The organism is Streptomyces yatensis, from assembly GCF_018069625.1.
In the GTDB taxonomy this organism is placed as follows: Bacteria; Actinomycetota; Actinomycetes; order Streptomycetales; family Streptomycetaceae; genus Streptomyces; species Streptomyces yatensis.
In genome coordinates this window covers 4624520-4649403 of the sequence record NZ_CP072941.1, presented here as the reverse complement: position 1 = coordinate 4649403, position 24884 = coordinate 4624520, and the positions used below count along the sequence as shown (strand labels likewise).

General features: G+C 72.1%; 21 protein-coding genes. 12 read left to right on the top strand and 9 right to left on the bottom strand.

Annotated elements, in window-relative coordinates; genetic code table 11:
• Positions 1-61: 61 nt before the first annotated feature.
• The 9 genes from J8403_RS19230 to J8403_RS19190 form a co-directional block, all read right to left on the bottom strand.
• Positions 62-1006, bottom strand: coding sequence for a M28 family metallopeptidase (locus tag J8403_RS19230; protein WP_211124263.1), 945 nt, complete (start codon positions 1004-1006; stop codon positions 62-64).
• A gap of 225 nt (positions 1007-1231) precedes the next feature.
• On the bottom strand, positions 1232-2362 hold the full coding sequence (rarD, locus tag J8403_RS19225) for an EamA family transporter RarD (protein WP_211124262.1): 1131 nt from the start codon (positions 2360-2362) through the stop codon (positions 1232-1234).
• Positions 2363-2499: 137 nt separating this feature from the next.
• A complete protein-coding gene (locus J8403_RS19220; RefSeq protein WP_211124261.1) occupies positions 2500-3357 on the bottom strand; it encodes an SDR family oxidoreductase in 858 nt (285 codons plus the stop codon).
• A 141-nt stretch (positions 3358-3498) separates the two neighbouring features.
• Positions 3499-5463 carry an APC family permease gene (locus tag J8403_RS19215; protein ID WP_211124260.1) on the bottom strand — a complete coding sequence of 655 codons (1965 nt, stop codon included), beginning with the start codon at positions 5461-5463 and terminating at the stop codon, positions 3499-3501.
• Positions 5464-5596: 133 nt separating this feature from the next.
• Positions 5597-6679 (bottom strand): 2-oxoacid:ferredoxin oxidoreductase subunit beta, encoded by a 1083-nt coding sequence (locus J8403_RS19210; RefSeq protein ID WP_211124259.1) that lies wholly within the window; start codon positions 6677-6679, stop codon positions 5597-5599.
• Positions 6672-8624: a 2-oxoacid:acceptor oxidoreductase subunit alpha gene (locus tag J8403_RS19205; protein WP_078642876.1), complete on the bottom strand. Its 1953-nt coding sequence runs from the start codon at positions 8622-8624 to the stop codon at positions 6672-6674. Before J8403_RS19205 ends, J8403_RS19210 begins: the two co-directional genes overlap by 8 nt.
• Positions 8625-8859: 235 nt before the next feature.
• Entirely contained in the window at positions 8860-9531 is a 672-nt protein-coding gene (locus J8403_RS19200) for a response regulator transcription factor (protein WP_137966904.1), read from the bottom strand.
• A gap of 122 nt (positions 9532-9653) precedes the next feature.
• Positions 9654-10997, bottom strand: coding sequence for a sensor histidine kinase (locus J8403_RS19195; RefSeq protein WP_211124258.1), 1344 nt, complete (start codon positions 10995-10997; stop codon positions 9654-9656).
• A gap of 303 nt (positions 10998-11300) precedes the next feature.
• Positions 11301-12533: a sensor histidine kinase gene (locus J8403_RS19190; protein ID WP_211124257.1), complete on the bottom strand. Its 1233-nt coding sequence runs from the start codon at positions 12531-12533 to the stop codon at positions 11301-11303.
• A 180-nt stretch (positions 12534-12713) separates the two neighbouring features.
• Between J8403_RS19190 and J8403_RS19185 the strand changes: the two genes are divergently transcribed.
• The 12 genes from J8403_RS19185 to J8403_RS19130 all read left to right on the top strand — a co-directional run bounded on the left by J8403_RS19185 (position 12714) and on the right by J8403_RS19130 (position 24832).
• The gene (locus tag J8403_RS19185) at positions 12714-13136 is read left to right on the top strand and encodes an NADH-quinone oxidoreductase subunit A (protein WP_211124256.1); all 423 of its coding nucleotides are present in this window, start codon (positions 12714-12716) and stop codon (positions 13134-13136) included.
• Positions 13127-13801 (top strand): NADH-quinone oxidoreductase subunit B, encoded by a 675-nt coding sequence (locus J8403_RS19180; protein ID WP_211124255.1) that lies wholly within the window; start codon positions 13127-13129, stop codon positions 13799-13801. The genes J8403_RS19185 and J8403_RS19180 overlap by 10 nt, the downstream gene beginning before the upstream one ends.
• Entirely contained in the window at positions 13798-15534 is a 1737-nt protein-coding gene (locus tag J8403_RS19175; RefSeq protein ID WP_246585898.1) for an NADH-quinone oxidoreductase subunit C, read from the top strand. Before J8403_RS19180 ends, J8403_RS19175 begins: the two co-directional genes overlap by 4 nt.
• Positions 15531-16496: a complex I subunit 1/NuoH family protein gene (locus J8403_RS19170; protein WP_211124254.1), complete on the top strand. Its 966-nt coding sequence runs from the start codon at positions 15531-15533 to the stop codon at positions 16494-16496. Before J8403_RS19175 ends, J8403_RS19170 begins: the two co-directional genes overlap by 4 nt.
• Complete coding sequence (locus J8403_RS19165; RefSeq protein WP_211124253.1) at positions 16496-17128, top strand: NuoI/complex I 23 kDa subunit family protein; 633 nt, start codon at positions 16496-16498, stop codon at positions 17126-17128. The genes J8403_RS19170 and J8403_RS19165 overlap by 1 nt, the downstream gene beginning before the upstream one ends.
• Positions 17125-17712, top strand: coding sequence for an NADH-quinone oxidoreductase subunit J family protein (locus J8403_RS19160; RefSeq protein WP_211124252.1), 588 nt, complete (start codon positions 17125-17127; stop codon positions 17710-17712). The genes J8403_RS19165 and J8403_RS19160 overlap by 4 nt, the downstream gene beginning before the upstream one ends.
• Positions 17712-18113 (top strand): NADH-quinone oxidoreductase subunit NuoK, encoded by a 402-nt coding sequence (gene nuoK, locus J8403_RS19155; protein WP_211124251.1) that lies wholly within the window; start codon positions 17712-17714, stop codon positions 18111-18113. The genes J8403_RS19160 and nuoK overlap by 1 nt, the downstream gene beginning before the upstream one ends.
• Positions 18110-20128, top strand: a complete 2019-nt coding sequence (locus J8403_RS19150; RefSeq protein ID WP_211124250.1) for an NADH-quinone oxidoreductase subunit 5 family protein — start codon at positions 18110-18112, stop codon at positions 20126-20128. The genes nuoK and J8403_RS19150 overlap by 4 nt, the downstream gene beginning before the upstream one ends.
• A 3-nt stretch (positions 20129-20131) precedes the next feature.
• Positions 20132-21769 (top strand): complex I subunit 4 family protein, encoded by a 1638-nt coding sequence (locus tag J8403_RS19145; RefSeq protein ID WP_211124249.1) that lies wholly within the window; start codon positions 20132-20134, stop codon positions 21767-21769.
• The gene (locus J8403_RS19140) at positions 21766-23337 is read left to right on the top strand and encodes an NADH-quinone oxidoreductase subunit N (RefSeq protein WP_211124248.1); all 1572 of its coding nucleotides are present in this window, start codon (positions 21766-21768) and stop codon (positions 23335-23337) included. Before J8403_RS19145 ends, J8403_RS19140 begins: the two co-directional genes overlap by 4 nt.
• A 242-nt stretch (positions 23338-23579) precedes the next feature.
• On the top strand, positions 23580-24443 hold the full coding sequence (htpX, locus tag J8403_RS19135) for a zinc metalloprotease HtpX (protein ID WP_211124247.1): 864 nt from the start codon (positions 23580-23582) through the stop codon (positions 24441-24443).
• Positions 24440-24832 carry a YccF domain-containing protein gene (locus J8403_RS19130; protein WP_211124246.1) on the top strand — a complete coding sequence of 131 codons (393 nt, stop codon included), beginning with the start codon at positions 24440-24442 and terminating at the stop codon, positions 24830-24832. Before htpX ends, J8403_RS19130 begins: the two co-directional genes overlap by 4 nt.
• Positions 24833-24884: the final 52 nt, after the last annotated feature.

Genomic DNA, 24884 nt, shown 5'->3' with positions numbered 1-24884 from the left:
GCCGAGCACCGAGCCGAGCACCGAGCCGAGCACCGAGCCGAACACGGCGCGTCATCCGGGATCAGGCGCCGCCGAGCGTCCAGACCGCGTACGCGATGGCGTCGCTGTTGCGGTCCAGGGCGGTGTCGTTGATGTTGCCGGAGGTGTCGCAGGAGCGGTGGTAGCAGCTGTCGAACGCCCGACCGGAGGTGCCGCCCCACTTCTGGGCCTGGGCGGAGGTCTTGATGTAGTCGGCGCCGCTGAAGAGACCGCCCACCGGGATGCCCACGTTCTTGAACGGCGCGTGGTCGGAGCGGCCGTCGCCCTCGGTCTCGATCTCGGTGGGAACGCCCTTGGCGGAGAAGAACGCCTTGAACACCGACTCGATCCCGGGGTCGTCGTCATAGACGAAGTAGCCGGGGTTGGGCGAGCCGATCATGTCGAAGTTGAGATAGCCGTCGATCTTCGCCCGTTCGGATGACGGCAGGTTGTTCACGTAGGAGCGGGAGCCGACCATCCCCAGCTCCTCGGCGCCCCACCAGGCGAACCGCAGATGTTTGGTGGGCTTCGCCCCCTGGCGGGCGACGGTGAGCGCGGTCTCCAGGACTCCGGCGGAGCCCGAGCCGTTGTCGTTGATCCCGGGGCCCGCGGTGACCGAGTCCAGATGGGCGCCGGAGAACACCACGTTGTTGGTGTCGCCGCCGGGCCAGTCGGCGATGAGGTTGTAGCCGGTGGAACCGCTGGAGGTGAACTGCTGCACGGTGGTGGTGTATCCGGCGGCGTCCAGCTTGCCCTTGATGTAGTCGAGCGACGCCTTGTAGCCGGGGCGGCCATGGGCGCGGTTGCCGCCGTTGGCGGTGGCGATCGACTGCAGCTGGGTCAGATGGGCCTTCACATTGGCCACGGAGATGTCCGGCGCCGCGAGGGCGGTACGGGAGTCCGCCGCGGGCCGGGCCGATACAGCGGCGGCGGAGCCGGCGGGGGCGGCCGACACCAGGGCGGCGACGGCCGTACCGGCGGCGGCCATGACGGCCGTCCGGCGTATCAGGGATCTTCGGGGGCGGCGCTCAGCACATGACGACATGGGGGGCTCCGGTTCCGAACGGTGACAGGACGGAATGACGTGACGCTGTGTGGTGCACGTGCCCGTGGGGGCGATGGAGCGGCGAACCAGCGGTTCGCTGAAGCGGTGATGACGCGAGGCTGATGCTCCGGGTGGGGCTGACTCCGCGTCAAGGGCGGGAACCGGACATCACCCGCCGGATATCGATCCCGGCCGGGCATCGGGCGCGGAGGCATCCGACACAGCGGCATCCGATACGGCGACGTCCGATACGGCGACGTCCGCTATGACAGTCTCCGGAACGAGACCGGCTTCGGGAACGAGACCGGCTTCGGGAACGAGACCGGCCTCCGGAACGACACCGGCCTCCACTGTCGCCGACAGCGCGGCCGCCCGCGCGGCGGCGTCGGCCAGCGCCCGCCGCGCCCGCCGCGCGGTGCGCAGCGCGTCCCAGGTGAGCAGCGCGAGGGCGAGCCAGACGAGGGCGAAGCCTGCCCACCGTTCGGGTGGCATCGTCTCGTGGAAGACGGTGATGCCGAGGGCGAACTGGAAGGTCGGCGCCACGTACTGCAGCATCCCGATCGTCGACAGCGGCAGCCGCACCGCCGAGGCCCCGAAGCAGATGAGCGGCAGCGCCGTGACGAAGCCACAGCTCGCCAGCAGTGCCGCATGTCCGGCACCCTCGCTCGCGAACGTGCTGTCGCCGCGCGCCCCGAGCCAGACCAGGAAACCCAGCGCGGGCAGGAACTGTACGGCGGTCTCGGCGGCCAGCGACTCCAGCCCGTCCAGCCCGACCCGCTTCTTGGCCAGGCTGTACGTCGCGAAGCTGAAGGCGAGGGTGAGCGCGATCCACGGCAGCTTGCCGTATCCCACCGTCAGCACGGCCACGGCCGCCGCCCCGACGCCGACCGCCGCCCACTGCGCGGGCCGCAGCCGCTCACGCAGCAGCAGCACCCCGAAGGCGATGCTGACCAGCGGGTTGATGAAGTATCCGAGCGCGGCCTCCACCACGTGGCCGCTGTTGACGGCCCAGATGTACAGGCCCCAGTTGATCGAGATCACGGTCGCGGCGAGCGCGATCATGCCCAGCCGCCGGGGCTCCCGCAGCAGCGGCCGTATCCAGCTCCAGCGGCGCAGCGCCAGCAGCAGCAGACCGACGGCCGCCAGCGACCACACCATCCGGTGGGCGAGGATCTCCACCGCGCCGGCGGGCTCCAGCAGCGGCCAGAAGAGCGGCACCAGCCCCCAGAAGGCGTATGCCGCGAAGCCGTAGAGGAGACCGGTGCGGTCGGCCCGGTCCTGCTGGTCCTGCGGCGTCACGGCACCCTCCCCGATGGCATGGCGGGCCCAGGGCGGGCCCGTTCCGAGGGTCCGAAGGTAGCGCTGGTGAGGCCCGCCTGTCATTCCCGTATCGGGATACGGTCATGACAGGCGGGCCGTGGTGCGCACGGGGCCGGTCAGCCCTTCAGCGCGACCGCGACCGAGTCCGCGATGGGCGTGGTCGGGCGGCCGATGAGCCGGGACAGCTCGCCCGGGGTGGCGGCCAGCCGGCCGCGCTCGATGGCCGCCTCGACATCGGAGAGGATCACGGCGAGCGGCTCGGGGACGCCCGCGCCGGTGAGGATGGTCTGGTACTCCGCCGGGGAGACGGCGCCGTAGACGATCTCCTTGCCGGTCTGCTCCGCGATCACGGCGGCGTATTCGGCGAAGCTCCAGGCGGTGTCGCCGGACAGCTCGTACGCCCTGCCCTCGTGGCCCTCACCGGTCAGGACGGCGACGGCGGCCGCGGCGTAGTCGGCGCGCGAGGCGGAGGCGACCCGGCCCTCGCCCGCGGCGCCCACGACGGCGCCGTGCTCCAGGACCGGGGCGAGGTTCTCGGTGTAGTTCTCGTGGTACCAGCCGTTGCGCAGCAGGACGTACGGCAGACCGGAGTCGGTGATCGCCTTCTCGGTGACGTGGTGCTCGTCGGCCAGGGTGAAGTCGGCGGCGGGGCCGCCCAGAACGCTGGTGTAGGCGAGCAGCGCGACACCGGCCTCCTTGGCGGCGTCTATGACCGCCTGGTGCTGCGGACCGCGCTGCCCGACCTCGCTGCCGGAGATCAGCAGCACCTTGTCGCCCGCGGCGAAGGCGCCGACGAGGGTTTCGGGCCGGTTGTAGTCGGCCTCGTGCAGCCGTACACCGCGGTCGGCGAAGTCGGCGGCCTTCGCGGTGTCGCGCACGACCGCGGTGATCTGGTCGGCGGGAACCTTCTCCAGCAGCCCCTCGACGACGAGACGGCCGAGGTGGCCGGTGGCTCCGGTGACGACAATGCTCATAGGTGTGACTCTCTCCTGTTCGGGATCGGCACACCTACCTTAAGGGAAGCGCTAACCAAGAGAAAGGTACTTCCGGTTAAGTAAGTGTGTTCATCCGGGACCCGGGCCATGTCACGGTCGGGGTCCAGGCCCGGATCCGCGTCACTCCGGGACCTCGCTCTCCCGTGCCGCGAGGCTGACCGCGAACGGCAGGATCGTCACCGCCACACCCGGCAGGTGCTCCAGCGCCTTCGCCAGCGACTCCGCCGTGCCCCGGTGCAGCAGCTTGCCCAGCGGGGAGGCGTAGGTGCGGCGCGGCACCAGCAGGGTCAGCGCGGTCTGCCCGTCCTCGGTGGTACGGGCCGCCAGCTCCATCACCGCCTGGCGCAGCCGCCGGTCCGGGCAGGCCACGACCTCCAGCGCCACCGTCACCCCCGCCGTGGCCTCCCACCGCGCCATCAGCCGGCGGGCATGGCTCTCGTCCACCATGAAGTGCACCGCGCGGACCTCGTCGGGCCGCAGCTCATGGGCGTACCGCAGCGCCTTGACCGTCGCGAGGTCGATGCTGTCCGCCAGGACGAAGACGACATGGCGCCGCCAGCGCGGAACGTCGTCCCCCGGACGCGGCACCGCCTCCAGGGCGGCCGCCTCCGCTCGGTACTCGCGGTTGATCCGGATCAGCGCCCAGACCCCCAGCGGGAAGACCACCACGACCAGCCAGGCGCCCTCGGTGAACTTGGTGATTCCGAAGATCAGCACCACGGCGGCGGAGACGGCCGCGGTGGTGAGATTGACCGCGATCTTCCAGCCCCGGCCCGGCTCCCGGCGCCGCAGGTGATAGGCGGTCAGCCCGGCCCCGGCCATGGTGAAGGCGGTGAACACCCCGATCGCGTACAGCGCCACCAGCCGGTCCACATTGGCCTCGGTGACCACCAGCAGCGCCAGCGCCACCACGGCCAGCGCGATGATCCCGTTGGAGAAGGCCAGCCGGTGACCGCGCCGGGTCAGCTGCCGGGGCAGAAAGCGGTCCTCGGCCACGAAGCTGGCCAGGAAGGGGAAGCCGGTGAACGGCGTGTTGGCGCCCGTGTAGAGGATGAGCGCGGTCGCCAGCTGGACGAACGCCAGCCCCAGGGCGCCCACCGCCCCGTCGCCGAAGACCAGATGGGCCTCCTGCGCCAGGACGGTCGGGGTGCCGTCCCGGTACGGGATGGCGTGGGTGAAGTGGGCGAGGGCGGAGACCCCGAGGACCAGCGTGCCCAGGATGCAGCTCATCGTGATCAGCGTGCGGCGGGCGTTGTGGCCCTTGGGATCGCGGAAGACCGAGACGCTGTTGGAGATCGCCTCCAGACCGGTCAGCGAGGAGCCGCCGTTGGCGAACGAGCGCAGCACGATGAAGAGCGAGGCGCCGTAGAGCCAGCCGCCGTCCGGGGTGCCGAGGGGCACGGCGCCCGCGGCGTGCACATCGGCGTGCGGAAGCTGCCCGGTGAGCCCGCGGATCACGCCGACCACCAGCATCAGCCCGATGGCGACGATGAACAGATAGGCGGGCACCATGAAGACCCGCCCGGCCTCCCGCAGTCCGCGCAGATTGCCGTAGGCGAGGATCAGGATCACCAGGGCGCTGAGGGGCAGTTGGAGATGGTCGATACCGGTCCAGGTGCCGCCGACGAGATGGGCGAACGAGATGATCGCGTTGGTGCCCGCGGAGACCTGGACCGCGACGGTGACGATGTAGTCCACCAGCAGCGCCACGGAGGCGATCTGGGCGATGTCCGGGCCGAAGTTCTCCCGTGCCACCACATAGGAGCCGCCCGCCCGGGTGTAGATCATCACCACATCGCTGTAGCAGAGCGTGACCAGCAGCAGCACCAGCAGAATCGCCCCGGTCACCGGGAGGATCAGGGAGAACGCCGCCACCCCGATGACCGGCACCAGCACCCGCAGCATCTCCTCGCTGCCGTACGCCGTCGACGAGATGCAGTCGGAGGCCAGCACGCCCAGCGCGGCCGGATTGCCCAGCTTCTCGCGCCGGATCCGCTCGGTGACCAGGGGCGGGCCGAGCAGCAGCCGCTTGAGGCGGTAGGCGGGGCGGTCGGGCGGCTGGATCGGGGCGGCGGGGTCGGCCATGCGGATAGCAGAGCGGGTGCCCGGCCGGGGCGTGGTCAGACGCTCCGGCCGGGCACCCGCCTGTGCCCGTATGTACGAATGTGCCCGCCGCCGGTACGAAGGTGCCCGTCGGCGGAGCGGGGCCCGCCGGGGGTCAGCCCACGACGGTCCAGGTGTCGCCGCCGGCGAGCAGCGCGCCGAGGTCGCCCTTGCCCTTGAGCTCCACGGCGTTGTCGAGCTGGTGGGACATCAGGGTGTCGTAGACCGGCCGGTCCACATCGCGCAGCACCCCGATGGGGGTGTGGTGGAGCGTGTCGGCGTCGGCGAGCCGGGTCAGCGCGAACGCCGTGGTGGGCGAGGCGGCGTGGGCGTCGTGCACCAGCACCTGGTGCTCGTTCTCGGCGGTGACGGTGACCACTTCGAGGTCGCCGGTGCTCTGGTTGCGGACGACGCCCTTGGCCTGGTCGGCGCCGAAGCGGATCGGCTGCCCGTGCTCCAGCCGGATCACGGCCTCCTGGGCCTGCTCCTTGTCCTTCAGGGCCGCGAAGGCGCCGTCGTTGAAGATGTTGCAGTTCTGGTAGATCTCCACCAGCGCGGTGCCCGGATGGGCCGCCGCCTGCCGCAGCACCTCGGTGAGGTGCTTGCGGTCGGAGTCGACGGTGCGGGCCACGAAGCCCGCCTCGGCGCCGAGCGCGAGCGACAGCGGGTTGAACGGCGCGTCCAGGGAGCCCATCGGGGTCGACTTGGTGATCTTGCCGACCTCGGAGGTGGGGCTGTACTGACCCTTGGTCAGGCCGTAGATGCGGTTGTTGAAGAGCAGGATCTTCAGGTTCACATTGCGGCGCAGCGCGTGGATCAGGTGGTTGCCGCCGATCGACAGCGCGTCTCCGTCACCGGTGACCACCCACACCGACAGATCCTGCCGCGAGGCGGCCAGACCGGTGGCGATGGCCGGGGCGCGGCCGTGGATGGAGTGCATGCCATAGGTGTTCATGTAGTACGGGAAGCGCGAGGAGCAGCCGATGCCGGAGACGAAGACGATGTTCTCCTTCGCCAGGCCCAGTTCGGGCATGAAGCCCTGGACGGCGGCGAGGATCGCGTAGTCGCCGCAGCCGGGGCACCAGCGGACCTCCTGGTCGGACTTGAAGTCCTTCATCGTCTGCTTGGTGTCGCTCTTGGGCACCAGGGAGAGCGCGCTGCGAGCCGATGCCGCGCCCTCGGCGAGGGTGTCAGTCATCGATGGCCTCCTTGAGGGCGGTGGCGAGCTGTTCGGCCTTGAAGGGCAGCCCGCGGACCTGGGTGAAGGAGCGGGTGTCGACCAGATAGCGGGCGCGCAGCAGCGTCGCCAGCTGACCCAGGTTCATCTCCGGCACCACCACCTTCTCGTAACCCTCCAGCACCTTGCCGAGGTTGGCCGGGAAGGGGTTGAGATGGCGCAGATGGGCCTGGGCGATGCGGTCGCCCGCGGCGCGGACGCGGCGCACCGCGGCGGTGATCGGGCCGTACGTCGACCCCCACCCCAGGACCAGGGTGCGGGCGTCGCCGGTCGGGTCGTCCACCTCGATGTCCGGCACGGTGATGCCGTCCACCTTGGCCTGGCGGATGCGGACCATGTGCTCGTGGTTGGCCGGGTCGTAGGAGATGTTCCCCGAGCCGTCCTGCTTCTCGATGCCGCCGATCCGGTGCTCCAGACCGGGCGTTCCCGGCACGGCCCAGGGGCGGGCCAGGGTCTTTGGGTCGCGCTTGTACGGCCAGAAGACCTCGGTGCCGTCGGCCAGCACATGGTTGGTCCCGGTCGCGAACTGGACGCGGAGATCGGGCAGCTCGTCGACGTCCGGCACCCGCCAGGGCTCCGAGCCGTTGGCCAGATAGCCGTCCGACAGCAGGAAGACCGGGGTGCGGTAGGTCAGGGCGATCCGGGCGGCGTCGAGCGCGGCGTCGAAGCAGTCGGCCGGGGTCTTCGGGGCCACGATCGGCACCGGGGCCTCGCCGTTGCGCCCGTACATGGCCTGCAGCAGATCGGCCTGCTCGGTCTTGGTGGGCAGCCCGGTGGAGGGGCCGCCGCGCTGGATGTCGATGACCAGCAGCGGCAGCTCCAGCGAGACCGCGAGCCCGATGGTCTCCGACTTGAGCGCCACGCCCGGGCCGGAGGTGGTGGTCACGGCGAGGGAGCCGCCGAAGGCCGCGCCCAGCGCGGCGCCGATCCCGGCGATCTCGTCCTCGGCCTGGAAGCTGCGCACACCGAAGTTCTTGTGCTTGGACAGCTCATGCAGGATGTCCGAGGCCGGGGTGATCGGATACGACCCCAGGAACAGCGGCAGATCCGCCTGGCGGGAGGCCGCGATCAGCCCGTACGACAGCGCCAGGTTTCCGGAGATGTTCCGGTAGGTGCCGGTGGGGAAGGCCCTGGTGGCCGGGGCGACCTCGTAGGAGACCGCGAAGTCCTCGGTGGTCTCGCCGAAGTTCCAGCCCGCCCGGAAGGCCGCCACGTTCGCCTCGGCGATCTGCGGCTTCTTCGCGAACTTCTGCCGCAGGAACTTCTCGGTGCCCTCGGTCGGCCGGTGGTACATCCACGACAGCAGCCCGAGCGCGAACATGTTCTTGCTGCGCTCGGCCTCCTTGCGGGACAGGCCGAATTCCTTCAGCGCCTCGATGGTGAGCGTGGTGAGCGGCACCGGGTGGACGTGATAGCCGTCCAGCGAGCCGTCCTCCAGGGGGCTTTGGTCATAGCCGACCTTGGCCATGGGCCGCTTGGTGAACTCGTCGGTGTTGACGATGATTTCCGCCCCGCGCGGCACATCGGGGAGGTTGGCCTTCAGCGCGGCCGGGTTCATCGCCACCAGCACGTTCGGCGCGTCACCCGGGGTGAGGATGTCGTGATCGGCGAAGTGGAGCTGGAAGCTCGACACTCCGGGCAGGGTGCCTGCGGGGGCACGGATCTCCGCCGGGAAGTTCGGCAGGGTCGACAGGTCGTTTCCGAATGACGCCGTCTCCGAGGTGAACCGGTCACCCGTGAGCTGCATACCGTCACCCGAGTCACCCGCGAACCGGATGATCACCCGGTCCAGACGGCGGACCTCTTTACCGCCCTCCGCTGTTCGCTGCCCCCCGGCGGGCGTCTGCCCGCCCTGCTGATCGGCTGGTTCGGCCTGCTCGGCCGGGCTACTGACCTGGCTGGTCACTGCTTCGGACCTCCCTTGAGGCGGCGCTCCTGGACAGTCGGTGCCGACCGGTTGTTGTCCCATGACCATCGTACGTCGGTAAGGGTGGCCTTCCTTGGCCGGATCACATGGTGGACGCCCAAAGAAGAACCATATATGTCACGGTTTGGCATAGCGTGTCCTATCCCCCGTACTGCCGTTTCCGATGATCCGCCGTTCAGCCTTTGGCCCCGCTTTGGCCCGCGGAAGTCTGCTTTCAGGAATTGAGATAGGTGAGGACGGCGAGCACCCGACGGTGATCCCCGTCACTCGGCGACAGGCCCAGCTTCAGGAAGATGTTGCTGACGTGCTTCTCGACCGCGCCATCGCTCACCACGAGCTGCCGGGCGATCGCCGAATTGGTCCGCCCCTCGGCCATCAGCCCCAGGACCTCCCGCTCCCTCGGGGTGAGCCCGGCCAGCACATCCTGCTTGCGGCTGCGGCCCAGCAGCTGGGCGACCACCTCCGGGTCGAGCGCCGTACCGCCCTCGGCGACCCGCACCACCGCGTCCACGAACTCGCGCACCTCGGCCACCCGGTCCTTGAGCAGATAGCCGATGCCCCGGCTGTTCCCGGCCAGCAGCTCGGTGGCGTACTGCTCCTCCACGTACTGCGACAGGACCAGCACCCCCAGGCCCGGATGGTCACGGCGGAGCCGGATGGCCGCCCGCACCCCCTCGTCGGTGTGCGTGGGCGGCATCCGTACGTCGGCCACCACCACATCCGGCGGCACGCCCTCGTCGGCCAGCTCCCGCACCGATTTGATCAGCGCTTCCGCGTCCCCGACGCCCGCGACCACCTCATGGCCCCGGTCGGTCAGCAGCCGGGTCAGCCCCTCCCGGAGCAGCACCGAATCCTCGGCGATGACCACCCGTACTCTGTCCGGCACGATGCTCGGCCCCCGTTTCACTCGGCCCCCGTTTCGCTTGTTCCGTGGGGACCAGCATCCCAGGGTTGGGCCGCCCGCGTCGCGCAGAACCGGACGTGTACGACTGGTGGAGTCGTGCGCCCTCAGCGCCAGGGGAGCTCGGCGGTCACGGTGGTCGGGCCGCCCGGCGGGGAGTTGACGACGAGGACGCCGTCCACCGCGTCGATCCGCTCGGCCAGCCCGGCCAGACCCGAACCGGCGGAGGTGCCGGCCCCGCCCCGCCCGTCGTCCGTGATCTGCAGGAGCACCCGGTCCTCCGTGCGCCAGACGTCGACCTCGGCGGTGCGGGCGCCGCTGTGCTTGCTGATGTTCTGGAGCAGTTCGGAGACGGTGAAGTAGGCGATTCCCTCGATCGCGGGCGCGGGCCGCTGCGGAAGGTCGACGGTCACCGTGACGGGGACGGTGCAGCGGGCCGAGAGCGCGGACAGGGCGGGGCCGAGGCCGCGGTCGGTGAGGATCGCGGGGTGGATGCCGCGGGCGAGGTCGCGCAGCTCCTGGAGCGCGAGCTTCACCTCGCCGTGGGCCTCGTCGACCATCTTGGCGGCGGCTTCCGGATCCTCGTCCAGCTTCTCCTTCGCCAGGCCCAGATCCATGGCGAGGGCGACCAGCCGGGCCTGCGCGCCGTCGTGGAGGTCCCGCTCGATGCGGCGCAGATCCGCGGCGGCGGTGTCGACCACCGTGCCCCGGTCGGACTCCAGCTCCCAGACCCGGCTCGCCAGCCGGGACGGACCGAGCAGCCCGGCCACCATGATCCGGTCGACCGAGGTCAGCGCCCGCATCACCCACGGGCTCAGCAGCAGGACCAGCACCCCCACGGCACAGGTCGCGGCGATCTCGAACGGGGTGTCCAGATAGAACGCGCGCCCGTGGTCGTCCCCGAAGATCTGCAGGCCCGGCTCGTCCACATACCGGGGGAAGACCCAGCGCCACAGCGGATAGGTCGCGAAGCCCCAGCCGTAGCAGGTGAAGGCGATCGCGAAGGTGAAGGAGAAGAGCGCCCACGGCAGATGGATCAGCGCGTAGATCACATGACGCCAGGAGGTGCCGCTCCTGAGCAGCGCGCCCACCCAGGCGACCGGCCCGCGCCTGCCCCCGCGGCCGCCCCTCCCGCCGAGGACGGGCTCGGGCTCGGCCACGTCCAGCCGCAGCAGCGCACGGGCGCGGGCCCGCTCGACGACGCCGAGCGCCCGGCAGCCCGCGAGGGCGGCGCCGAGCACCGGGACGCCGAGGAAGGTGATCAGCAGCCCGGCGCCGAGCGCGAGCATCGTGATCGTGTAGACGAAGGTGAGGATGGACATCGGCAGGCTGATCACGAGATAGAGGAACTCACGCCAGACCCGGGCCTGGAACGGCGCCTTCAGCGCCGCGGGCACCAGATGGCCACGGGGCTCGGTCCCCGGCTCATAGGGTCGATATGCGGTGGCCATCGTCTCGTCCGTCCTCCGGGGGCGTGGGGGTCTCGGGCCTGGGGCCTGGGGCCTGGGGGCCTGTGGGGTCACGCGATCCGGGTCAGGGTGGGTCGCGTTCTCTGCGTACACCCAGAGTCCCGGAGCGAGGTCGGCCCGACCATCGGGCGGATCGGCCTCTTCACCGGGGGGTTAGCCCTACCTTTCGGGGGTGTGCGGGCGCGTTACCGGGGGGCCGGCTCTGCGGTCCGGGGGTGTGCAGGCGCCATGCCGGGGCCTGGCTCTGCGCTCCGGGGGCCGGCTCTGCGCTCGGCGTCGGGCGCCTTACCGGGAATGCGCCACCGCCGTGCCCGCCGCCGACCCCGTCCGGTGGCGCCAGGGCAGCTCGGCGGTCACGGTGGTCGGGCCACCGGGCGGCGAGTCCACCGCGAAGAGCCCGTCGACCGAGCCCAGCCGCTCGGTCAGCCCCGCGAGCCCCGAACCGCCGTCGGTGGTCGCCCCGCCGTGCCCGTCGTCCCGTACCTGGATCAGCAGCCGGTCCTCGGTACGCCACAGGTCGACCTCGGCGGTGCGGGCGCCGCTGTGCTTGCTGATGTTCTGGAGCAGTTCGGAGACGGTGAAGTAGGCGATTCCCTCGATCGCGGGCGCCGGGCGTTCGGGCAGCTCGACCGTCACCGTGACCGGGACGGTGCAGCGGGCCGAGAGCGCGGAGAGGGCCGGGCCGAGGCCGCGGTCGGTGAGGATCGCGGGGTGGATGCCGCGGGCGAGGTCGCGCAGTTCCTGCAGCGCGAGCTTCACCTCGCCGTGGGCCTCGTCGACCATCTTGGCGGCGGCTTCCGGGTCCTCCTCCAGCTTCTCCTTCGCCAGGCCGAGCCCCATGGCGAGGGCGACCAGCCGGGCCTGGGCGCCGTCGTGGAGATCGCGCTCGATGCGGCGCAGATCCGCGGCGGCGGTGTCGACCACCGTGCCCCGGTCCGACTCCAGCTCGGCGATCCGCCGCTCCAGCTCATCGGAGGGGAACAGCAGCCCGCGCACCATCGCCCGATCCGCGTGCGTCAGCCCCCGGGCGATCCACGGCAGCACCGGCCAGGCGACGAACAGCGAGGTCAGGGTGAGCGCGAAGGTGACCACCGCCCACGGCAGCCGGATCAGGGCGTACAGCGTGGCGCGCCAGCCGACCGGGTCCCGCAGACTCGTCCACAGCCGGCTGAGGAAGCCACTGTCCGGCCGGTACGGCAGGGGGCTGGGCTCGTCGATGTGCACCGAGAGCAGCGCCCTGGCGCGGTTCCGCTCGAACCGGCCGAGGAGCCGGCTGAAGCGCAGCCCCAGGGCCAGCAGCGGCAGCCCCACCACCGTGACGGACAGCCCCAGGCCCACGGCCAGCCAGATCAGGGTGAGGACGAAGCAGGCGATGCCCACCGGCAGATTGGCCAGGAGATAGGCGATCTCCTTCCAGGTCTGCGCGGGAAAGGCGAACGCGGGCGGCCGGGGCAGCCGCTCGTCGCCGCGGCCACGGCCGCCGCCGTCGGGGCCGTGGACGGGGGAACTGGAGGTCATGGCAGCAAGACTGCCCGGCCCGGCGGGGGGACCGCCATGGGGCTAGCCCTACCGCATGGCGGACGGGCCGCCCGGGCGGGCGGCGGCAGGGCCTAGACTTCCCGTCCGTACGGATCGTCGAACACGCGAGGTCGACGAGGAGCGGGCAGGGACCACGAGACCAGGGAGCGAGGGGCGGACGTGCCGGAGGCGACGACCGTACACACCACGACTGGCGCCGGCGTCCAGCTCGCGGACGGCTACTTCCACGGCTATACGGTGGTCGGACTGCTGGCGGCGATCGGCGTGATCTTCGTCGCCGTGGCCTTCGGGGCCGGGCGGCTGCTGCGGCCCGTGGTGCCGACACCGGAGAAGCTGCTGACCTACGAGTGCGGAGTGGACCCGGTGGGCGAGGGCTGGGCCCACACCCAGGTCCGTTACTACGTCTACGCTTTTCTGTATGTGATTTTCGCGGTGGACTCGATCTTCTTGTTCCCGTGGGCGACGGTCTTCGCGGCACCCGGCTTCGGGGCCGCCACGCTGGTGGAGATGTTCATCTTCCTCGGGTTCCTCGCCGTAGGTCTGCTGTACGCATGGAAGAAGGGCGTCCTGGAGTGGACGTGACACCGAACCCCACGCCGACACCGACACCGACGACACCGGTCGCCGCGCCGGTCCCCGCCTCCGCTCCGGTGGACCTGCCGGAGCCGCGCCGTCTCGGCACGCTGGCCCGGCTGGCTCCCGAGCCGATGAAGGTCGTCCTGAACTGGGGCCGCCGCTACAGCCTGTGGGTCTTCAACTTCGGCCTCGCCTGCTGCGCGATCGAATTCATCGCCGCGTCGATGGCCCGCCACGACTTCATCCGGCTCGGCGTGATCCCCTTCGCGCCGGGGCCGCGCCAGGCCGACCTGATGGTCGTCTCCGGCACGGTCACGGACAAGATGGCGCCCGCGGTCAAGCGGCTGTACGAGCAGATGCCGGAGCCGAAGTACGTGATCTCCTTCGGGGCCTGCTCGAACTGCGGCGGCCCCTACTGGGACTCGTACGCCGTGACGAAGGGCGTCGACCAGATCATCCCCGTCGACGTCTACGTCCCCGGCTGCCCGCCCCGGCCCGAGGCGCTGCTGCAGGGCATCCTCAAGCTCCAGGAGAAGATCGCGCGCGAGTCGCTGGGCGAGCGCTACGGGAATTCCGGGTCCGGCGGCGCCGAAGCGGCGGCGGGCCGCCCGTCCGCGGCCGCGCTGCGCAGCGGGCTGGTCACGCCTCCGGGGCGGGAAGACACGACATGACCGAGCCGAACGAGACGCCGGAGCAGAGCGAGACGCCGGAGCCGAACGAGACGCCGGAGCGGACCGGTGCGGCGGAGGCCGCCGGGGCGGCGGAGGCCGCCGGGGCGGCGGAGGCCGTAGAGGTCGAGCCCACGGAGGTGGCGGAGCCCGCGGTGGCGGAGCCCGCTGCGGTGGCCGTGCCGCCCGTGGGCTGGCTGCCGCGTTCCGCCACCGAGCTGTTCGGCGAGGGCGCCACGGCGGAGGAGTCGTACGGCCTGCTCACCGTCGACGTCCCCGCCGACTCCTGGATCGCGTCGCTGGAGACGGCCCGCGACACCCTCGGCTGCAGCTACTTCGACTGGCTGAGCGCGGTCGACGAGCCGGGCACCGGCTTCCGGGCGGCCGCGTATGTCGTCGCCCTCGGCGGGGGCGGGAGCGCCGGCGCTGGCGCGCCCGGGCGCGGTGTGCGCGGTCTGCTGGTGCGCACCACCGTGCCGCACGACGCGGCCGCACTGCCGACCGCGACCGGCGTCTACGCCGGGGCGGCCTGGCATGAGCGCGAGACCCACGAGATGTTCGGCATCGGCTTCACCGGCCACCCCGGTCTCGCACCGCTGCTGCTCCCCGACGGCTTCGAGGGGCATCCGCTGCGCAAGGACTTCGTGCTGGCGGCCCGGGTCGTCAAGGCGTGGCCGGGCGCGAAGGAGCCGGGGGAGTCGGGCACCGGCCACGGCCCCAAGCGCCGGCAGATGCTGCCGCCGGGCGTCCCCGACCCCAACGAGTGGGGCCCCCTCAAGGGCCAGCTGCCCCCGGCCCCGGCCCGCCCGGCCCGGGGCGCCCGCGCGGCAGGCGCCGCCGCGGGCGACCGCCCCGCCCGCCGCACCCGCACCGCAACGGCCGGCTCCGCGAGCCAGCGCCCGCCCGGCGCGGAGCCAACGGCGGACGCCCCGACTCCGGCGGCCGAGCGTCCGGCGCGGCGTTCGCGCAGCGTGAGCGAGGGCTCGGCAAGCCAGCGCCCGGGCGGTGTGGAGCCGACAGCGGACACCCAGCCCTCGGCGGCCGAGCGCCCGGCAGGCGCGGAGGCGGCGGGGGAGACTCCCGCCTCGGCGGCCGAACGCCCGGCGCGGCTCTCGCGCAGCGTGAGCGAGGGCTCCGCGAGCCAGCGTCCGGGCGGTGCGGAAGCGGCGGCGGGCGCTCAGCCCCCAGCGGCCGAACGCCCGGCAGGCGCGGAGCCGGCGGAGGAGGCCCAGCCCCCGGCAGCGGAGCGCCCGGCGGGTGCGGAGACTCCCGCCCCGGCGGCCGAACGCCCGACGCGGCGCTCCCGTACCGCCGGTGAGGGGTCCGCGGGCCAGCGCCCTGCGGGCGCGGAGCCGACGGCGGAAGCCTCGGAGCCGGACGCCGCCGCCAGTCGGCGGGTGGCGGCCGATGAGCCGTCGGCCCCCGCCGAGCCACCGGCGCCCGAAGGCGCGGCGCCCGAAGCCCCCGCGGCCGATGACGCCCCCGCGGCCGGAGGCGCCGCCGAGCCCGAGTCGCCCGCATCCGTGTCCCCGGCGCACTCGCGCCGCCCCGCGTCGCGGACCCGCTCGTCCGATGCCCCCTGGCATCGTCCGCGCCCCGCCCGGGACGAGGACGCCGCGTCCCCGCCTGAGCCGGAGGCACCGGAGGCCGAGGGAGACGGGGACGAACGCGGCGGCGAGAAACCGGGCCCCGCCCCCGAGACCAACCCCGACGACCAGCCAGGAGGCACCGCGTGAACGACGTCCTCGACGTCGCGCTGCGACTGCTCGCCCTCCTGCTCGCCTTTCTCGTGCTGCCCCTGCTCGTCGGGCAGACCGAGCACAAGGTCATGGCCCATATGCAGGGCCGCCTCGGGCCGATGTACGCGGGCGGGTTCCACGGGTGGGCCCAGCTGGTCGCGGACGGGGTGAAGTTCGCGCAGAAGGAAGACGTCGTACCCACCGGCGCCGACCGGCGGATCTTCCAGCTCGCGCCCGCCGTCGCCCTGCTGCCGTACCTCCTCGTCCTCGTCGCGATCCCGGTCGGCCCCGCCGAGGGCGCCGTCGGCCAGGTCGTGGACGCGGGCATCTTCTTCGTGCTCGCCGTGATGGGCGTCGGGGTGCTGGGTTCACTGATGGCGGGCTGGGCCTCGGCGAACAAGTTCTCCCTCCTCGGGGGCCTGCGGACGGCCGCCCAGCTCATGGCGTACGAGCTGCCGATGCTGCTCACCGCCGCCTCCGTGGCGATGGCGGCGGGCACGGTCTCGCTGCCCGGCATCCTCGATGCGTTCGAGTGGTGGTGGGTGCCGTGGCAGATCGTCGGCGGGGTGGTGTTCTTCACCGCCGGCCTCGCCGAGCTGCAGCGCCCGCCGTTCGACGCGCCGGTCGCCGACTCCGAGATCATCTTCGGTGCGTACACCGAGTACACCGGTCTGCGGTTCGCGCTCTTCCTGCTCGCCGAGTACGCGGGCATCGTCATCCTGTGCGGGCTGACCACCGTCCTGTTCCTCGGCGGCTGGCACGGTCCGTTCGCCGACGGCCTCGGCTGGCTGTGGACGCTGCTGAAGACGGCCGTCCTCGCCTTCGTCGTGATCTGGCTGCGGGTCAGCTATCCGCGGCTGCGCGAGGACCAGCTGCAGCGGTTCGCCTGGACCTGCCTCATTCCGCTCTCACTGGCCCAGATCGCCCTCACCGGCGTCGTCAAGGTGGTGATCTCCTGATGGGCATCCCCGGATCCGGCCTGGCCAAGGGCCTGGCCGTCACCCTCCGCACGATGACCCGGAAGTCGCACACCGCGCAGTATCCGGACGCGCAGCCCGAGCTGCCGCCCCGCACCCGCGGGGTGATCGGGCTGTTCGAGGAGAACTGCACGGTCTGCATGCTGTGCGCCCGCGAATGCCCGGACTGGTGCATCTATATCGACTCGCACAAGGAGACCGTCCCCCCGGCCGCCCCGGGCGGGCGCGAGCGCAGCCGCAATGTGCTGGACCGGTTCGCGATCGACTTCGCCCTGTGCATGTACTGCGGTATCTGCATCGAGGTGTGTCCTTTCGACGCGCTCTTCTGGTCGCCGGAGTTCGAGTACGCGGAGGAGGACATCCGCGATCTCACCCATGAGCGGGACAAGCTCCGCGAGTGGATGTGGACGGTGCCCGCGCCGCCCGCGCTGGACCCGCGCGCGGAGGAGCCCAAGGAGATCGGCGCCGCCCGTAAGACCGCCGACAAGCTCGCCGCCGCGGAGGCCGCGGCCGCCGCCGAGTCGGAGCGCACCTCCGACGCGAGCGACGGACCCAACGGACCCGACGGGCCCAACGAGCGCAACGGCACCGACGGAAACGGAGCCGCCACGTGAGTCCCGCGGTCCACCTGGCCGCCACCGGCCACGGGTTCCTGTCGCCGACCGGCGTCGAGATCGCCTTCCTGCTGGTGGGCATCGCGACCCTCGGCGCGGCCGTCCTCACCGTCACCACCAAGCAACTGGTGCACGCCGCCCTCTGGCTGGTGGTGGCGCTCGGCGGCATCGCCGTGGAGTACCTCCTGCTCACGGCGGAGTTCATCGCCTGGGTGCAGGTGCTGATCTACGTCGGCTCCGTCGTCGTCCTCCTCCTCTTCGGGCTGATGCTCACCAAGGCGCCCATCGGCCCCTCCCCGGACGCCGATTCGGCCAACCGCCCCGCCGCGCTCGCGGTGGCCGTGGCGGCCGCGGGCGTCCTGGTGTGGGTGGTCGTGGACGCCTTCCGGACCACCTGGATCGAGCTCGACAAGGGCGTCCAGGGCTCCACCGCCGTCTCCGGTGAGAGCCTCTTCCGCCATTGGGTGCTGCCGTTCGAGGCGCTGTCCGTGCTCCTGCTCGCCGCGCTCGTGGGCGCGATCGTCCTGTCCCGCAGGACCGCCGAACCGCGGGACGCCCAGAGCGTCGGCAAGGAGAAGCGCTGATGCACCTCGCCTACCCCGCCGTGCTCGCCGTCCTCCTCTTCTGCACCGGCCTGTACGGCGTCCTCGCCCGCCGCAACGCGATCCTGGTGCTGATGTCGGTCGAGCTGATGCTCAACGCCGTCAACCTCAACCTCGTCGCCTTCGACGTCTGGCTCCGCGACACCCTGCACGCGGGCCAGGCCCTGACCCTCTTCACCATCGCCATCGCCGCCGCCGAGATCGGCATCGGCCTCGCCATCGTCCTCCTCGTCCACCGCAACAGCGGCACCGCCGACGTCGACAAGCTCCGGGACCTGGCCGACCCCCCGTCGGACGGCCAGGACCCGATGGACGACAGCATGGCAGCCCCCACTGACAACGACGCCGACCAGGCACGACGCGCCCGGAGGCAGACCGCGTGACGACCACGACCGCCGCCGTTCTCGTCCCCCTCCTGCCCTTCCTCGGCGCCCTCGCCGGACTTCTGCTGGGCCGCCGCGCCCCCGGTTTCGTCCGCCCCCTCGCGGTGCTGCCGACCCTCGCCGCGGCCGGGCTCGCCGTGCTCGTCGCGGTACGGCAGGGCGGGGGAGCGGGCGGCGGCACGGCCCCGCTCACCGCCGCGACCCGGCTCGCCGACACCGGCTCGGTCCCCGTCGACCTCGCCCTGCAGATCGACGGCTTCGCCGCCCTGGTCGCGGTCCTCGTCGCCGTCGTCGCCTGCTGTGTGCAGATCTACTCGACCGGCTATCTGCGGGACGACCCCCGCTACCCCTCCTACGCCGCGCTCGTCTCCCTCTTCACCGCCGCGATGCTCCTGGTCGTCTACGCCGACGACCTGATCGTGCTGCTCGTCGGCTGGGAGATCATGGGCATCTGCTCGTACTTCCTGGTGGGCCACTACTGGGAGACCGCGGCCGCGCGCTCGGCGTCCCTGAAGGCGTTCCTGGTCACCAAGCTCGGCGACGTCCCGTTCCTGATCGGCATCTTCGCGCTCGCGGGCGACACCGGCACGTTCCGGATCAGCGAGATCCACACCCGGCTGACCTCCGAGACCGCCGGGGTGCCGCTGGACCACCCCACCCTGATCGCGCTGCTGCTGCTGGCCGGGGTGGCGGGCAAGTCCGCGCAGTTCCCGCTGCACACCTGGCTGCCGGACGCGATGGCCGGCCCCACGCCGGTCTCCGCGCTGATCCACGCGGCCACCATGGTCGCCGCCGGTGTCTTCGTCGTGGCCCGGCTGCTGCCCGTCTTCGCCTCCTCCACCGCCGCGCTCGCCGTACTGGCCGCCATGGCGGCCGTGACGATGGTCGGCTCGGCGCTCGCCGCGCTCGCCCAGGACGACATCAAACGCGTCCTCGCCTACTCGACCGTCGGCCAACTCGGCTATATGACGGGCGCGCTGGCCGTCGACGACCGCGGCGCCGCCGTCTTCCACCTCATCACCCACGGCGCGTTCAAGGCGCTGCTCTTCCTCGGCGCGGGCGTGGTGATCCACGCCGCGGGCAGCAACTCCCTGGCCGCCATGTCCCGGATGAGCGGCCTCGCCCAGCGCATCCCCGACGCCTTCTGGACGATGACGGTCGCGCTGCTCGCGCTCGCCGCCATCACGCCCTTCGCGGGCTTCTTCTCCAAGGAGGCCGTCCTCGGCACGGCCGAGCACGCCGCGACCGGCCACACCCCCGGCGTCCCGGCGGGCGTCGGCTGGACGGTCCTCGTCGCCGGTCTCCTTACCGCGCTCCTGACCGCCGGATACGCGGCCCGGCTGTGGCTGCTCGCCTTCCGCGGCCGGGGCGAGCCCGTCCCCGACCACGGCAAGCAGCCGGTGGCCATGAACGTCGTCCTGTGGGTGCTGTTCATCCCCACGGCCGCCCTGGGCCTCGCCTACGGCACGCTGCCCGACTGGTTCGACGGCGAGACGCTCACCCCGACCCTCACCACCTCCGTGCTCGGCACCGGGCTGGCCCTGGTCGGCGTCCTCGTCATGTACGGCGCCTGGCGGCACCGCTCGGCCCGGGCCGCCCGCGTCCCGCTCGGCGCGGTGGCCGCCCACCCCGAAGCCGCCGACGCCGTCTCCGAGGCCGAGGCCATCGCCACCCACGAGGCGGCCTACGGCTCCATCGCGGGCGCCAGCGACCCCGCCGACCCCGGACGGCTGCTCCTGGGCCCGCTGCACCGCCACGCGGCCGTCGGCTTCCACCTCGACACCGTCTACAGCGCCCTGTTCGTCCGCCCCGTGCGGGCCGCCGCCCGGCTCGTCCGCTTCCTCGACCGCGAGGTCGTCGAGACGTACGTGCGCGGCGCGGGAGGTGCGCCCCGCCTGCTCGGCGCGGCCGTCCGCCGCGCCCAGACCGGCAATGTGCAGACCTACCTCGGCGCGCTGCTCGCGGGCTCCCTCGTCCTGGCCGTGGCCGCCGTCCTCGTCGCAGCGGGAGCCTGACCCGTGAACCACACCGTCCAGCAACTCCTCCTCGCCGCCCTGGTCGTGCTCCCCCTGCTCGGCAGCGCCGCCGCCCTGCTCCCGGCCCCGCCCGGGCTGCGCGGCCGCGGACCCGACCAGGCCGTGCTGCGGCACGGCGTGACCGTCACCGGAGTGGTGCTCGCCGCCGCCATCGCGCTGGCCGCCGGTTTCGACCACGACCACCCGGCCAGGATGCAGGCCCAGACGGACATCGGCTGGATCCCGGCGCTGGACATCCGCATCCACCTCGGCGTCGACGGCGTCTCGCTGCCGCTGCTCGTGCTGACCGCGCTGCTGAGCTTCCTCAGCGCGCTCTACGCCTACTTCAACCGGCCCTCCGGGCCGTCCCCCAAGGCCTTCGTGGCGCTGCTGCTGCTCCTGGAGTCCGGCACCCTGGCCAGCTTCGCGGTGCTGGACCTGATGCTGTTCTTCCTGGCGTTCGAGATGGTCCTCATCCCGATGTACTTCCTCATCAACCGGTGGGGCAGCGGCGAACGGGAGCGTGCCGCCTGGCGGTTCATCCTCTACACCCTGCTCGGCTCCGTCGTCATGCTGCTCGGCCTCCTCCTCGTCGGGATCAAGGGCGGCACCTTCGACATGGTGGCACTCGCCACTGACAACGGCGGGAAGCTCAGCCACACCACCCAGCTGATCGCGGCCCTCGCCATCATCGTCGGACTCGCCGTCAAGGCCCCCATGTGGCCGCTGCACAGCTGGCTGCCCGACGCCCACACCGCCGCGCCCACCGTCGGCTCCGTGCTGCTGGCGGGCGTGCTGCTCAAGATGGGCACCTACGGGCTGGTCCGCATCGTGCTGCCGATCACCCCCGGGGCGGCCCACACCTACGCGCCCTACCTCGCCGCGTTCGCCGTGGTCGGCATCATCTACGGATCCCTCGCCTGCCTCGCCCTCGCCCTCCCGTCTCCCACCACCACCCTCAACGGAGGCTTCGCGCCTTTTGAACGCAGCGGCGCCAGGGGCGACCTCAAGCGCCTGATCGCCTACTCCTCCGTCGGCCATATGGGCTTCGTGCTGCTGGGCATCGCGACCCTCACCCCCACCGGGGTGAACGGCGCGCTCTTCGCCAACATCGCCCACGGCCTGATCACCGGACTGCTCTTCTTCCTCGTCGGCGCCCTCAAGGACCGCTCCGGCACCACCGACCTCGACCAGCTCGCGGGCACCAGTGGCGCCGCCCTGTACGGCAGGGCGCCACGCCTGGGCGGACTGCTCGCCTTCGGCGCCGTGGCCTCCCTGGGGCTGCCCGGACTCGCCGGGTTCTGGGGCGAGATGCTCGCCATGTTCGGCGCCTTCGACCCCGCCGACGGCCTCAGCCGCCCGGCGTATCTCACCTATATGGCGTTCGCCGGCCTCGGTACCCTGCTCACCGCCGCCTACATGCTGATCGTCGTACGGCGCGTCTGCATGGGCGACCATCCGATCGAGCCCCGTGTCGGGACGGAGCCCGAGCGGCCCGCCCTCGCCGACGTCCACGGCCATGAATTCGCCGCCTGGAGCCCCCTGGTGGCCCTCACCGTCCTCGCCGGACTGTGGCCCGCGGCCCTCCTCGGCCTCACCGACCCGGCCGTGCAGCAGCTCCTCGCGGGAGGCAACCGATGACTGCGAACGCCACGAGCCTGGCGACCGGCCTCGTCCAGTCCGTCGACTGGCTCGCCGTCGCACCGCCCACCATCGCGGCCGTGGCCGGCCTCGCCGTCCTCGTCGCGGACCTCTTCCTGCCCGAGCACAGGAAGCATCTGCTGGGCTGGGGAGCGATAGCGGGACTGGCCCTGGCCGCGCTCGCCCTGCTGCCGCTGCTGGACGGCGACCGCTCCACCTTCTGCCTGACCACCGGCGATCACGCCTGCAGCTATACGGCCGACAGCTTCGCCCTCGTCATCCAGTTCCTCGTGCTCGGCGGGGCGCTGCTCACCGGGCTGCTGTCCTTCAGCGCCCTCGACGATCTCAAACTTCCCGCGGGCGAATTCTGGTTCCTGCTGCTGTCCTCGGCCGCCGGGGCGGCCCTGCTGCCCGCCTCCCGCGATCTGGCGACCCTGGTCATCGCCCTCGAAGTGGCCTCGCTCCCGGCCTTCGCCCTGGTGGGCCTGCGCCGCGGCGACCGCCTGTCCTCCGAGGCCGCGCTGAAGTTCTTCCTCTCCTCGGTCACCGCGACCGCCGTGATGCTGCTCGGTGTCAGCTTCGTCTACGCCGCCACCGGCAGCCTCCATCTGTCCCGGATCGCCGACGCGCTCACCCATGTCGACCCGCGGCTCGACACGCTCGCCCAGGCGGGGGTCGTGCTCACCCTGGTGGGCTTCGCGTTCAAGACCGCCGCCGTGCCCTTCCACTTCTGGGTGCCCGACACCTACGTCGGCGCCCCCGTGCCCGTCGCGGCGTATCTGTCCGTCGTCGGTAAGGCGGTCGGCTTCTCCGGCCTCATCCTGGTGACCGTCCTCGCCTTCCCCTCCTACGCCGATGTGTGGGGCCCGGCCATCGCGGTCCTGGCCGCCCTCACCATGACCGCGGGGAACGCCGCGGCGCTGCGCCAGCGCCCGGAGCGCGCCTTCAGCGCCGTGCGCCTGCTCGCCTGGTCCTCCGTCGCCCAGGCGGGCTATCTGCTGGTCCCGATCGCCGCGGCCGGCTACGCCGACTCCGGCAAGGACGCCTCCCGCGCCATCGGCTCCACCGTCGCGTACGCCCTGATGTACGCGGCCGTGAACCTCGGCGCCTTCGCCGTGGCCGCCCTGGTGGCCCGTACGAGCCCGGCCAACCGCCTCACCGACTACCGCGGGCTGTACGCGGCCCGCCCGGGCGCCGCCCTGGCCCTGGCCTTCTTCCTGCTGTGCCTGGCCGGGCTGCCCCCGGGCGTCATCGGGCTCTTCGCCAAGGTGACCGTCTTCTCGGCGGCCGTGGACGCGGGGCTGGGCTGGCTCGCGGTGGTGATGGCGCTCAACGTGGTGGTGGCGCTCTACTACTACCTCCAGTGGACGGCGGTGCTCTTCCGCGCCCCCGAGGCCGCCGCCGAGCCCGTCGCCGGGGCGGAGCCCGCACCCGCCGCCGGGGCGGCCGTCGCCCGCCCGCGCGCCGTCCCCCTTACGGCCGCCATCGGCCTCACCGCGGTCGTCGGCATCGCCCTCTCCGGCGCCCCGCAGCTCGTCCTGCGGTTCGCCTCGGAGAGCCTGCTGTAACGGCTCCCGCGACGCGGTAACCGCTGCCGCGACGCGGTCATGGTTCCCGCGACGCCGTAAGCGCCCCCGCGTCCGCGTCCGCCTTACGGTCGCCATCGGCCTCAACCCCGGCCGCGCGCCCGCACCCGTGTGCACAAGGGAACTGGTGCCCTTCGCCTGGCGTTGACTTTTTCAGGAGGGTCCACTGGAAGGTGGAGACACCAGGCAAAGCGTTCCCCTGCGGCACAACGGGAGGGCACACAGTGCACCGCCGGCACAACGGGCTGAAGACCGCCGTACTCCTCGGTGGTCTGTCCGCGATCATCATCCTCATCGGCAGTCTCTTCGGCCGTACCGGACTGATCATCGCGGTCGTCGTCGCACTCGGGACCAACGCGTACGCCTACTGGAACAGTGACAAGCTGGCCCTGCGCGCGATGCGCGCCCGCCCCGTCAGCGAGTTCGAGGCACCGGGGCTGTACCGCATGGTGCGCGAGCTCTCCACGGCCGCGCGCCAGCCGATGCCCCGGCTCTACATCTCCCCGACCGAGGCCCCCAACGCCTTCGCGACCGGCCGCAACCCCCGTAACGCGGCGGTCTGCTGCACCGACGGCATCCTGCGGCTGCTGGACGAGCGCGAGCTGCGCGGGGTCCTCGGCCATGAGCTCAGCCATGTCTACAACCGCGACATCCTGATCTCCTCGATCGCGGGCGCGCTCGCCAGCGTGGTCATGTTCCTGGTGAACTTCGCCTGGCTGATCCCGATGGGCCGGTCCGACGACGACGAGGGCCCCGGCTTCGTCGGCATGCTGCTGATCATGCTGCTCGGCCCGCTCGCGGCCGCCATCATCCAGCTCGCCGTGAGCCGCTCCCGCGAATACGAGGCCGACGCCTCCGGCGCCCAGCTCACCGGCGACCCCTTGGCCCTCGCCAGCGCCCTGCGCAAACTGGAAGCAGGTACGAAGCAGCTTCCGCTGCCGCCCGAGCCCCGCCTGGAGACCGCCAGCCACCTGATGATCGCCAACCCGTTCCGGGCCGGTGAGGGCATGGCCAAGCTCTTCTCGACCCACCCGCCCATGCGGGAGCGCATCGCCCGACTCGAGCAGATGGCAGGACACCAGCCGTGAAAACCCTCCTGAACCTCATCTGGCTGCTCATCGCCGGCCTCTGGATGGCGATCCTCTACGTCTTCGCCGGGGTGCTCCTCTTCCTCACGATCATCGGCATCCCCTTCGCGCTCGCCTCCTGGCGCATCGCCGGCTTCGCCCTGTGGCCCTTCGGCCGTACCGCCGTCCCCCGCCGCGACGCCGGAGCCGCCTCCTGCGTCGGCAACGTCCTGTGGCTCGTCCTCGCGGGCTGGTGGCTGGCGCTCGGCCATCTGCTCACCGGTATCGCCCTCTGTCTCACGATCATCGGCATCCCGCTGGGCCTGGCCAACTTCAAGCTCATCCCGATCTCCCTGGCCCCCCTCGGCCACGAGATCGTCCCCACCGACCAGCCCTTCGGCCACCGCTGACCCGCCCGCCGACAACGCCAGGGGCGCCCGCCGACAACGCCAGGGGCGGCAC